This is a genomic window from Burkholderia ubonensis subsp. mesacidophila (genome assembly GCF_002097715.1).
GTDB classification, from domain to species: Bacteria; Pseudomonadota; Gammaproteobacteria; order Burkholderiales; family Burkholderiaceae; genus Burkholderia; species Burkholderia mesacidophila.
Genome location: NZ_CP020737.1, coordinates 633334 through 644548, shown reverse-complemented (window position 1 = coordinate 644548; position 11215 = coordinate 633334). Strand labels below are relative to the sequence as shown.

The following is an 11215-nucleotide window of genomic DNA, read 5'->3' as shown; positions in this document are numbered from 1 at the left end:
GCGGCCGGCTTACGTCGCCCGCCCGTCGCAAAACGCGAGAACGTCGTCGACATAGTCGGCAAATTCGCTGATCCCGTGATCGCTGCCGGCGATCACGCGGGTTTTTGCACCGGGGTAATGGGCGAGCATCTCGCGGTAGTCGAGCACTTCGTCGCCGGTCGCCGCGAACAGATAGTAGCGCTCGGGACGCGTGATCGCCGCCACGCGCAATGCGTTCAATTCGTCCAGATGATGCCGCTCGACGACGATCGTGCCGCCGCCGTGCCACAGCGGCTGCTCGCCGAGATACTGCTCGAGGTCGCGCTGCGGCTCGGTGGCGGGATTCAGCACCACCGCCTTCCAGCCGTGCTTCTCGGCGAGCCAGGTCGCGTAATAGCCGCCGAGCGAGCTGCCGATCACCGTCACGTCGCGCGTGCCGGCGACCTCGGCTTCCGCCGCCGCGATCGCCGCGAGCGGCGACATCGACAGCGACGGGCAGCGCCATTCGCCGGTGCGGCCCAGTTCGGCCATGCGTGCGGCGAGCAGCCGCGACTTCGCCGATTCCGGCGACGAGCGAAAGCCGTGCAGATATAGGATCACGCGCGGCTCCCGCCGGTGTCGAGCGCGTCGAGCAGCTTCTGGTGGACGCCGCCGAAACCGCCGTTGCTCATCACGAGCACGTGGTCGCCCGGACGCGCGGCCGCCACGACCGCCTTCACCAGTTGGTGGAGATCGTCGAACGCATGGGCTTTGTCGCCGAGCGGCGCGAGCGCTTCGCCGAGGTTCCAGCCGAGCGCGTCGCGGCCGGCCGGCGCGCCGTAGCCGAACACGAGGTCGGCATCGGCGAGGCTCGCCGGCAATTGCGACTTCATCACGCCGAGCTTCATCGTGTTCGAACGCGGCTCGAGCACCGCGAGGATGCGGGTGTTTTGCCCGCCGATGCGCGCACGAAGGCCGGCGATCGTCGTTTCGATCGCGGTCGGATGGTGCGCGAAGTCGTCGTAGACGGTCACGCCGTTCACGCTGCCGCGCACTTCCATGCGCCGCTTCACGTTGCGGAACGACGCGAGGGAAGCTGCCGCCTGCGCCGGCGGCACGCCGACGTGGCGCGCGGCGGCGATCGCCGCGAGCGCGTTCATCCGGTTGTGCTCGCCCTGCACCTGCCACGCGACTTCGCCGAACCGCTCGCCGCGCCAGTAGACGGCAAAGCGTTCGTCGACCGCCACGCCGTCCTCGGCCGCCAGCGCCTGCCAGCCGCCGTCGACGCCAAAGCGCTCGACCTCGCTCCAGCAGCCGCGCGCAAGCACTCGTTCGAGCGCGTCCTCGCGGCCGTTCGAGACGAGCCGCCCGACACCCGGCACGGTGCGCACGAGATGATGGAATTGCGTCTCGATCGCGGCGAGATCCGGAAAGATGTCGGCGTGATCGAACTCGAGATTGTTCAGCACCGCGGTGCGCGGCCGGTAATGGACGAACTTCGAGCGCTTGTCGAAGAACGCGGTGTCGTATTCGTCCGCCTCGATCACGAAGAAGCTCGAGTCGGTCAGCCGCGCCGATACGCCGAAGTTCAGCGGCACGCCGCCGATCAGGAAGCCCGGGTTCAGGCCCGCGTCCTCGAGCAGCCATGCGAGCATCGACGACGTGGTCGTCTTGCCGTGCGTGCCCGCGACCGCGAGCACCCACTTGCCGGCGAGCACGTGCTCGCCGAGCCACTGCGGGCCCGACACGTACGGCAGGCCGCGATCGAGGATCGCCTCCATCAGCGGGTTGCCGCGCTTCACGACGTTGCCGATCACGAACAGGTCCGGCTTCAGGTCGATCTGTTCGGCGCTGTAGCCCTCGATCAGTTGGATGCCCTGCGCCTCGAGCTGCGTGCTCATCGGCGGATAGACCCCTGCGTCGCAGCCGGTGACCGTGTGCCCCGCCGCGCGCGCGAGTACGGCCAGACCGCCCATGAAGGTGCCGCAGATGCCAAGAATATGGATGTGCATAGAGGAATGCTTTCGCGCCGCCGGGGCGCCGTCGATTCGGAAAGTGGATGGGCGAGGCGCCGGACAGGCCGCGCGGCCGGCGCGCCTCGCCGGCCGCTATTGTAACTGACGGCCTGCCGCGCCCGGCGGCCCATGCGCCGGACGCCGCCGCCGCGACTGGCGGCAAGCGGCCGCACCACCATCGGCTGCGGCGTCGATCGAGTATGATTGCCGCATCATGTCTCGCAAACCCTTAGTCGACCCGCGGCGCGTCCGCGAGGAAATTGCCCAGGCCGCCGCGCGCCTGATCGCGGAGGACGGCCTGGACTACGCCGGCGCGAAGCGCAAGGCCGCGCGCCAGCTGCTCGGCGACGCGCGCGTTGCCGGCGAATGGTTGCCGGATAACGACCAGATCGAGGAGGAACTGCGCGAGTATCTCGCACTGTTCCAGAGCGACACGCAGCCGGACGAGCTGCGGCGGCTGCGCGAGGTCGCGCTCGACTGGATGCGCCGGCTCGCCGATTTCAATCCGTATGTGACGGGCGCGGTACTGAACGGCACCGCGAACGCGCATTCGGATATCCACCTGCAGACGTTTACTGATAATCCGAAGGATGTCGCGATTTCGCTGCTGAACCAGAATGTCCAGTACGACGTGTCCGAAACCCGGCACTTCGCCGGTCGCGGCGACGTCGAGACGCTGAGCTTCCTGTGGCGCGGCCGGCGCGGCGACGAGCCGGTCGGCATCCACGTCGCGCTGTATGCGAGCGACGACCTGCGCGGCGCGGTAAAGGCCGACGCGCGCGGCCGGCTGCCGCGCGCCGACGCAACCGCTTTGCGCGCGCTCCTCGCGGCCAGCGACACCTCTTCAGAACCCACTTGATTCGATGATGAACATGAAACGCATGCTGACGCTCGCCGTCGTGGCCGCGGTCGCCGTCGCGGGCGGCCTCTCCGCCGGCCACTGGTTCCGGGGCGGCCCGGTCGAGAATGTCGCCGAGGCGGCGCCCGCCCCGGGCGACGCGGTCGGCCAGCTGTGGGCCGCCGCGCTGACCGACGCAGACGGCAAGCCGGCGACGCTCGCGTCGTTCAAGGGCCAGAAGGTCGTCGTCAATTTCTGGGCGTCGTGGTGCGGCCCGTGCGTCCAGGAAATGCCGGAGCTTGTCGCGCTGTCGCATGAATACCGGCAGAAGGGCATCCGTTTCATCGGGATCGGCGTCGATTCCGGACAGAACGTGAAGAACTTCCTGCAGAAGGTGAAGGTCGACTACCCGGTGTTCGTCAGCGGCTATGCGGGCGCCGATCTGGCCCGCAATTTCGGGAACACGGCCGGCGCGCTGCCGTTTACGGTCGTCATCGACGAGCATGGCAAAATCCGCGAGACGAAATTAGGACAAATCCAACCCGCGGAGCTGAAAAAGACCCTCGACGCGCTTTGAGCCGTCCGACGAACGTGCTGCACGTTGTCGGCGATTTGGATAGCGATCGCATCATATTCGCGTGAATTCGCGAACACTTTGTCGGCGCGCCGGTAAATCTTGCCGGCGCCGCGCGGCCGGCCGTTCGGCGAAACTGGACAAATTTCTCTAAATAGCGCTAAAGTTCGCGCAATTCCGCAGAAATAGAAGCGACCATGACACGATTGCTGGTGCTGCACGGCCCGAACCTGAACCTTCTCGGCACCCGGGAACCGGAGGTGTACGGCCGCGTCACGCTGGCGCAGATCGATCAGGCGCTTGCCGCGCGGGCGCAGGAAGCGGGTGTCGAGCTGACGTCGTTCCAGAGCAACCATGAAGGCGCGCTCGTCGACCGCATCCAGGCCGCGCGGGATGAACAAACCGATTTCATTCTGATCAATCCGGCCGCGTATACGCATACGAGCGTCGCGATCCGGGACGCGCTCGCAGGCGTGGGCATCCCGTTCGTCGAGATTCACCTGTCGAACGTGCACCGCCGCGAGGCGTTCCGGCATCACTCCTACTTTTCCGACCAGGCCGAAGGCGTCATCTGCGGGCTCGGCTGGAAAGGTTACCTGTACGCGCTCGAATACGCGCTCGACAAGCTGCAAGGCGCGTCGCGCGGCTGATTTCACGATCTAGATTCAGCGCCGGCTCCAACCGGCGCTTTCACGTATTGAAAGGGGAATTCCCGATGGATCTTCGTAAGCTGAAAACTCTGATCGACCTCGTCTCCGAATCCGGCATCTCCGAGCTGGAAGTAACGGAAGGCGAAGGCAAGGTGCGCATCGTCAAGAACGCGCCGCCGGTCTATGTGCAGCCGACGGGCGGGTATGTCCCGCAAATCAGCGCGCCCGCGCAGGCGGTATCGCTGGCGACCGAGGGCGCCGCTGCCGCGCCGGCCGCAGGCGCCGCTGCTGCGCCCGCCGTGCCGCAGGGCCACGTCGTGACGTCGCCGATGGTCGGCACGTTCTACCGCGCGCCGTCGCCGGGCGCCGATCCGTTCGCCCAGGTCGGCGACACGGTCAAGGAAGGCCAGACGCTCTGCATCATCGAAGCGATGAAGCTCCTCAACGAGATCGAGTCCGACAAGGCCGGCGTGATCAAGGAAATCCTCGTCGAGAACGGCCAGGCCGTCGAATACGGCCAGCCGCTTTTCGTGATCGGCTAAAGTCCGCCGCGCGGCCGCTGCGCCGCGCGCCGCCGATGCTCTCCAGGCGCCATTCGCGCGCCCCTCGAAGAGACGAATACTCGCTATGTTTGAAAAAATCCTCATTGCCAACCGCGGTGAAATCGCGCTGCGCATTCAGCGCGCGTGCCGCGAGCTCGGCGTCAAGACGGTGGTCGTCTACTCGGAAGCCGACAAGGAAGCCAAGTACGTGCGCCTCGCGGACGAAGCCGTCTGCATCGGCCCGGCCCCGTCGAACCTGAGCTACCTGAACATGCCGGCGCTGATCAGCGCCGCGGAAGTCACCGACGCCGAGGCGATCCACCCCGGCTACGGCTTCCTGTCGGAAAACGCCGACTTTGCGGAACGCGTCGAGCAATCGGGCTTCACGTTCATCGGCCCGCGTCCGGAGACGATCCGCCTGATGGGTGACAAGGTCACCGCCAAGCAGACCATGATCAAGACCGGCGTGCCGTGCGTGCCGGGTTCGGAGGGCGCATTGCCCGACGATCCGAAGGAGATCGTGAAGATTGCCCGCTCGATCGGCTACCCGGTCATCATCAAGGCGGCGGGCGGCGGCGGCGGCCGCGGGATGCGCGTCGTGCACACCGAAGCGGCGCTCGTCAACGCGGTGAACATGACCCGCGAGGAAGCCGGCCGTGCGTTCGGCAATCCGCAGGTCTACATGGAGAAGTTCCTCGAGAACCCGCGCCACATCGAGATCCAGGTGCTGTCCGACGCGCACAAGAACGCGCTGTGGCTCGGCGAGCGCGACTGCTCGATGCAGCGCCGCCACCAGAAGGTGATCGAGGAAGCGCCGGCGCCCGGCATCCCGCGCCGCCTGATCGACCGCATCGGCGACCGCTGCGCGGACGCGTGCAAGAAGATGGGCTACCTCGGCGCGGGCACGTTCGAGTTCCTGTACGAGAACGGCGAGTTCTACTTCATCGAGATGAACACGCGCGTGCAGGTCGAGCACCCGGTGTCGGAACTGATCACGGGCGTCGACATCGTGCAGGAACAGATCCGCATCGCGGCCGGCGAGAAGCTCACGCTGCGCCAGCGTGACGTCCAGTTCCGCGGACATGCGATCGAATGCCGGATCAACGCCGAAGATCCGTTCAAGTTCACGCCGTCGCCGGGCCGGATCACGTCGTGGCACACGCCGGGCGGCCCGGGCGTGCGCGTCGACTCGCACGCCTACAATGGCTATTTCGTGCCGCCGAACTATGATTCGATGATCGGCAAGCTGATCACCTACGGCGCGACCCGCGAGCAGGCGATCAGCCGGATGCGCATCGCGCTGTCGGAAATGGTGGTCGAAGGCATCCAGACCAACATCCCGCTGCACCGCGAGCTGATGATCGACTCGAAGTTCGTCGAAGGCGGCACCAGCATCCACTACCTCGAAAACCGGCTCGCGCAGAAGCAGCAGGTCGCACCGGAAGAAGCGTAACGCATGAGCTATCGCGAACTCGTCGTTGAACTGGCCCGGGAGCACGCGGAGGCGCTGTCCGACGCGCTGCTCGAGCTGGGCGCGTTGTCGGTGTCCGTCGAGGACGCCGACGCGGACACGCCTGACGAGCAGCCGCTGTTCGGCGAGCCGGGCCTCGTGCCCGAGCGCACCGCATGGCAGCACTCGCGCGTAATCGCGCTGCTGCCGCCCGAACACGATCCCGCCGTGCTGCTCGCGGCGGCCGCGAACGACGTCGGCCTTGCGGCGACACCGGCGTTCAGCGTGCGCGAAGTCGAGGAACAGGACTGGGTGCGGCTCACGCAATCGCAATTCGAGCCGATTCCGATCGGCGAGCGGATCTGGGTCGTGCCGTCGTGGCACGATGCGCCCGATCCCGATGCGCTCGTGCTCGAACTCGACCCCGGTCTCGCGTTCGGCACCGGCAGCCACCCGACGACGCGCCTCTGCATGGAATGGCTCGAGCAAACGGTGCAGCCCGGCCAGTCGGTGCTCGACTACGGCTGCGGCTCCGGGATTCTCGCGATCCTCGCGAAAAAATGCGGGGCGAACCCTGTCATCGGCATCGACATCGATCCGCAAGCGGTCGAATCGGCGCGGCAGAACAGCGAGCGCAACCGCGCGGACGTCACGTACGGCCTGCCGGACGCGTGCCCTGCCGGCGAATTCGACATCGTCGTCGCCAACATCCTGTCGAATCCGCTGAAACTGATGGCCTCGATGCTCGCGTCGAAGGTGAAGCCGGGCGGGCGCATCGCGCTGTCGGGCGTGCTCGCGCGCCAGGCGGACGAAGTCGCGGCAGTCTATGCGCGCTACGTCGACATCTCGGTCTGGCGCGAACACGAAGGTTGGGTATGCCTTGCCGGAACCCGGCGCGAAAGCCATTAGAATAGCGCTGTCCTTCACTCCGGCCAGCAGGCCGCCCGGCTCGACATGCTTCTTGCGACGCGCTGCCCCCATTGCGAAACCGTCTTCCGCCTGCAGCAGGAACAGCTCGTGCTGCACGGCGGGCTGGTGCGCTGCGGGCACTGCCGGCAAATCTTCGACGCGGCGGAATCGCTCGTCCACGAGCATGCGCCGCAGCCGGAGCCGGCGCTCGGCGGCAACGCGGATCATGAAGCCGTTGTCGCGCAGGCGGCCGGCGCCGAGCGCGCGGTTGCCGTAGAAGCGGCCAGGGTCGAAGCGCCTGTTGACGAAGCGCCTTCGACCAAGGCCTCCGCTGTTGAAGCGCCCACGGTCGAAACACACGCCGTCGAGGCCCCTGCGGTCAAAGCGCTCGCTGATGAAGCGACTGCAATCGAATCTCCGGCTGCCGAAGCGCCTGCTGCCATCGTAACTCCTTCGCTCGAATCACTCGCCGATGAAGCGACTGCTTTCGAAGCGGCTGCGGCCGAATCTCCGGCTATCGAAGCGCCTGCCGTCGAAACACCTGCGCTCAAAGCGCACGCTGATCAAGCGACTGCTTTCGCAGCGGCTGCGGCCGAATCTCCGGCTATCGAAGCGCCTGCCGTCGAAACACCTGCGCTCAAAGCGCACGCTGATCAAGCGACTGCTTTCGCAGCGGCTGCGGCCGAATCTCCGGCTATCGAAGCGCCCACCGTCGAAACACCTGCGCTCAAATCACTCGCCGATGAAGCGACTGCTTTTGAAGCGGCTGCGACCAAATCTCCGGCTATCGAAGCGCCCACCGTCGAAACACCTGCGTTCAAAGCACTCGCCGATGATGGGACTGCTGTCGATGCGCCTGCGATCAAGGCACCCGCTGACGAGGTGCACGGGATCGAATCCTCGGCTATCGATGCGCCGGCCGCCGAAACGCCCACTGCCGCAAGCCCCGCTGCCGAGACCGAAGCGCATCACGCTGCGGACTTGCCCGCGCCCCTCTCGCCGCGGCTGTTCGTCGACAACGCGCCCGGCGAACACCTGACGCATGCCGACTTCCGTCCGGATCACTGGGACATGTGGGCGCCGTGGCTCGACGGCAACGTCGATCCGTCGTTGCAGCACAGTGGCCAGAACATCAGCGCCGAACCGCTGATTCCCGTCGCGCTGCCCGACGCGAATGCCGCGCTCGAAACCGCACCGGGCGTCGTCCGCCTGACTGCAACGCCGGAACCGTCCCCCGTTTCTCCAGCAGCCGCGGCCGCGCAGCCGCTGGCACCGTCGGCATCCGCGGACCGCGGCCCGGCGCATGACGCACCACGCGACGTGCGCGAGCCGCGCCTCGCCGCCGAAGCGCCGTTCACGACGACGCGCGAACCTGCGCCGACCACTGACGAACACTCGCCGCTCGCCGCCACGCACGACAAGCACGAGCCCCGCTTCGCGGCCAACGCCCCCTCGTCCGACGACACCGATCGCGCCTCCACCCGCACGCAACGCGAACCGCATTTCGCCGGCGCGGCGGCCCCCGAGCCGTTCTCGGCCATCCCGGCCACCGACGACGACCGTCCGCCCTTCGCCGTCACGCGCGAGGCCCGCGCGCCGCAGCGCCGCGGCCTGCTCGGCGGCTTTTTCGGCGGCCTCGTGGCCGCGACGCTCGCCGTGCTGCTGGCGCTCCAGCTCGCATGGTGGCAACGCGAAACGCTGATGATCTACTGGCCGGTCACGCTCGGCTGGTTCCAGCGCGTCTGCGTGCCGCTCGGCTGCACCGTCGCGCCGCCGCGCGCGATCGACGGGCTGCGGCTCGACGCGACCGACCTGCGCCAGGTCGACGGCCCGCGCGTGCTCGAGCTGAAGGCGCCGCTGACGAACCGCTACCGCGTCGCGCTCGCGTACCCGTCGCTCGAGCTGACGCTGCTCGACGACACCAATCACGTCACCGTGCGCCGCGTGCTCGCCCCGCGCGACTACGTCCGGCCGGGCACGCCGATCAACGCCGGCTTGCCGGCCGGCGCGACGCAGACGATGATCGTCCGCCTCGAGACGAATGGCGCACCCGCGTCGAATTTCCGCGTCCAGATCTTCTATCCGTGACGCCCCGCGGCGCGCCGATGCGCGCCTGTTTCAAGTTTCAACCCGCGCGTCCTGACGACGCGCTACTTCGGAGCACGAACATGAGCAAAGTTACGCTGGGTGGCAACCCGATCGACATCGCCGGCACGTTCCCGTCCGCCGGTTCGCAAGCCCCCGACTTCTCGCTGGTCGGCAAGGATCTCAACGACCTGTCGCTCGCCAGCTTCGCCGGCAAGCGCAAGGTGCTGAACATCGTGCCGAGCCTCGACACCCCGACCTGCGCGACGTCGACCCGCAAGTTCAACGAAGCCGCATCGTCGCTCGACAACACCGTCGTGATCGTCGTGTCGGCTGACCTGCCGTTCGCGGCGACGCGCTTCTGCACGACCGAAGGCCTCGCTAACGTGCTGACCGCATCGACGTTCCGCACCGGCCGCGCATTCGCGAACGCGTACGGCGTCGACGTGACGAGCGGCCCGCTGAACGGCCTGACCGCGCGCGCCGTCGTCGTGCTCGACGCGCAGGACAAGGTGATCCACGCGCAGCTCGTCGGCGAGATCAAGGACGAGCCGAACTACGACGCTGCGCTCGCTGCACTGAAGTAAGCCGTTTTCCCGCTCCCCCCTGTCGCGCCGCGCCCTTTTCGCGCGGCGCTTTCACGCAGGGTCCCTCATTTCTACAGGAACGCACACCTTGGCTACGCTGATTTGCGGCTCGATCGCCTACGACTCCATCATGACCTTTGAAGGGCGGTTCCGCGAGCACATCCTGCCCGACCAGGTGCACCTCATCAACCTGAGCTTCCTCGTGCCGACGATGCGTCGCGAATTCGGCGGCTGCGCGGGCAACATCGCCTATGCGCTGCATCTGCTCGGCGGCGACGCACGGATGATGGGCACGCTCGGCGCGCTCGACGCGCAACCGTATCTCGAGCGGCTCGACCGGCTCGGCATGCGCCGCGACCACGTTCGCGTGCTGCCCGACATGCACTCGGCGCACGCGATGATCACGACCGATCTCGACAACAACCAGATCGCGGCGTTTCACCCGGGCGCGATGATGCAGTCGCACCTGAACCACGTGGGCGACGCGCAGGACATCACGCTGGCGATCGTCGGCCCGGACGGCTTCGACGGGATGGTGCAGCATACGGAAGAGCTCGCGAAGGCCGGCGTGCCGTTCGTGTTCGACCCGGGCCAGGGCCTGCCGCTGTTCGACGGCGCGACGCTGCGTCGCAGCATTGAACTTGCGACCTACGTTGCGGTCAACGACTACGAGGCCAAGCTGGTGAGCGACAAGACGGGATGGTCCGAAGACGAAATCGCCAGCCGGGTCGACGCGCTCGTCATCACGCGCGGCGAGCATGGCGCGACAATCCGCCATAAGCAGGGCGTGGAGCAGATCCCCGTCGTGCCGGCCGAGCGTATCGCCGATCCGACGGGCTGTGGCGACGCCTTCCGGGGCGGTCTGCTGTACGGCATCGAAAAGGGCCTCGACTGGGCAACCACGGGGCGCCTGGCCAGCCTGATGGGCTCGATCAAGATCGCCCACCAGGGGCCGCAATCCTACTCGCTGACCCGCGCCGAAATCGACACACGCTTCGAGACTGCATTCGGCTACAGTCTCAAATGAATTTTGTGGGAGAGCAACAATGTTGACGAAGAACACCCTCACGCTCGGGGCCATGCTGGCCGCCACGCTGACGCTGGCCGGCTGCTTCACGCCGCCGGGCTCGGCCGACGTCTATAGCGTCGGCCAGGCGCAGCGCGAACAGACCGTCCGCATGGGCACGGTCGAAAGCGTCCGCGCGGTTCGCATCCAGTCCGACGGCGGCGGCAGCGCGATCGGCACGCTCGGCGGCGGCGCACTCGGCGCGGTCGCCGGCAGCGCGATCGGCGGCGGCAAGGGCTCGATCATCACCGCGATCGCAGGCGGCCTCGCCGGCGCGGTCGCAGGCAATGCGATCGGCGAAAACCTCAGCACCGCGAACGGTGTGGAAATCACCGTGCGCCTCGACAACGGCGACCTGCGCTCGATCACGCAAGCGGCGAGCGGCGAGGCGTTCCGCGCCGGCGAACGCGTGCGGCTGCTGTCGAGCGGCGGCGTCACGCGTGTCACGCACTAACCGGTATCCTCAGCACGCGGCGCAAGCCGCGGTCGAACGCATGCGCGAAGCTGCGCATGCGTTTTTTTTCGCCCGTACGTCCCGGGC

At 67.4% G+C, this 11215-nt stretch carries 11 protein-coding genes and 2 pseudogenes; 11 read left to right on the top strand and 2 right to left on the bottom strand.

All coding sequences use genetic code 11. The features are described from left to right. Positions 1-9: 9 nt before the first annotated feature. Positions 10-579 carry a YqiA/YcfP family alpha/beta fold hydrolase gene (locus B7P44_RS03090; protein ID WP_084900544.1) on the bottom strand — a complete coding sequence of 190 codons (570 nt, stop codon included), beginning with the start codon at positions 577-579 and terminating at the stop codon, positions 10-12. Beyond that, a complete protein-coding gene (mpl, locus tag B7P44_RS03085) occupies positions 576-1970 on the bottom strand; it encodes a UDP-N-acetylmuramate:L-alanyl-gamma-D-glutamyl-meso-diaminopimelate ligase (RefSeq protein WP_084900541.1) in 1395 nt (464 codons plus the stop codon). Before mpl ends, B7P44_RS03090 begins: the two co-directional genes overlap by 4 nt. 217 nt (positions 1971-2187) lie before the next feature. Here mpl and B7P44_RS03080 point away from each other — a divergent pair, with 217 nt between their 5' ends. The 11 genes and pseudogenes from B7P44_RS03080 to B7P44_RS03035 all read left to right on the top strand — a co-directional run bounded on the left by B7P44_RS03080 (position 2188) and on the right by B7P44_RS03035 (position 11128). Then, entirely contained in the window at positions 2188-2832 is a 645-nt protein-coding gene (locus B7P44_RS03080; protein WP_084900539.1) for a UDP-N-acetylmuramate--alanine ligase, read from the top strand. 7 nt (positions 2833-2839) lie between these two features. Beyond that, entirely contained in the window at positions 2840-3388 is a 549-nt protein-coding gene (locus B7P44_RS03075; RefSeq protein WP_084900536.1) for a TlpA family protein disulfide reductase, read from the top strand. A 194-nt stretch (positions 3389-3582) separates the two neighbouring features. After that, a complete protein-coding gene (aroQ, locus tag B7P44_RS03070; protein WP_029226401.1) occupies positions 3583-4035 on the top strand; it encodes a type II 3-dehydroquinate dehydratase in 453 nt (150 codons plus the stop codon). Between the two features lie 65 nt (positions 4036-4100). Beyond that, on the top strand, positions 4101-4577 hold the full coding sequence (gene accB, locus B7P44_RS03065; protein ID WP_084900532.1) for an acetyl-CoA carboxylase biotin carboxyl carrier protein: 477 nt from the start codon (positions 4101-4103) through the stop codon (positions 4575-4577). 85 nt (positions 4578-4662) lie between these two features. Then, positions 4663-6030 (top strand): acetyl-CoA carboxylase biotin carboxylase subunit, encoded by a 1368-nt coding sequence (gene accC / locus B7P44_RS03060; protein ID WP_084900529.1) that lies wholly within the window; start codon positions 4663-4665, stop codon positions 6028-6030. Positions 6031-6033: 3 nt separating this feature from the next. After that, the gene (prmA, locus tag B7P44_RS03055) at positions 6034-6936 is read left to right on the top strand and encodes a 50S ribosomal protein L11 methyltransferase (protein WP_084900527.1); all 903 of its coding nucleotides are present in this window, start codon (positions 6034-6036) and stop codon (positions 6934-6936) included. Positions 6937-6981: 45 nt separating this feature from the next. Further along, positions 6982-7146, top strand: a pseudogene (locus B7P44_RS37900) (zinc-ribbon domain-containing protein); the annotation flags it as partial. 840 nt (positions 7147-7986) lie between these two features. Beyond that, positions 7987-9024: pseudogene (locus B7P44_RS35865) on the top strand (DUF3426 domain-containing protein); the annotation flags it as partial. Positions 9025-9104: 80 nt separating this feature from the next. Further along, the gene (gene tpx, locus B7P44_RS03045) at positions 9105-9608 is read left to right on the top strand and encodes a thiol peroxidase (protein ID WP_084900522.1); all 504 of its coding nucleotides are present in this window, start codon (positions 9105-9107) and stop codon (positions 9606-9608) included. An 88-nt stretch (positions 9609-9696) separates the two neighbouring features. Continuing rightward, complete coding sequence (locus tag B7P44_RS03040; RefSeq protein WP_084900520.1) at positions 9697-10635, top strand: carbohydrate kinase family protein; 939 nt, start codon at positions 9697-9699, stop codon at positions 10633-10635. 19 nt (positions 10636-10654) lie between these two features. Next, complete coding sequence (locus B7P44_RS03035; RefSeq protein WP_084900517.1) at positions 10655-11128, top strand: outer membrane lipoprotein; 474 nt, start codon at positions 10655-10657, stop codon at positions 11126-11128. Positions 11129-11215: the final 87 nt, after the last annotated feature.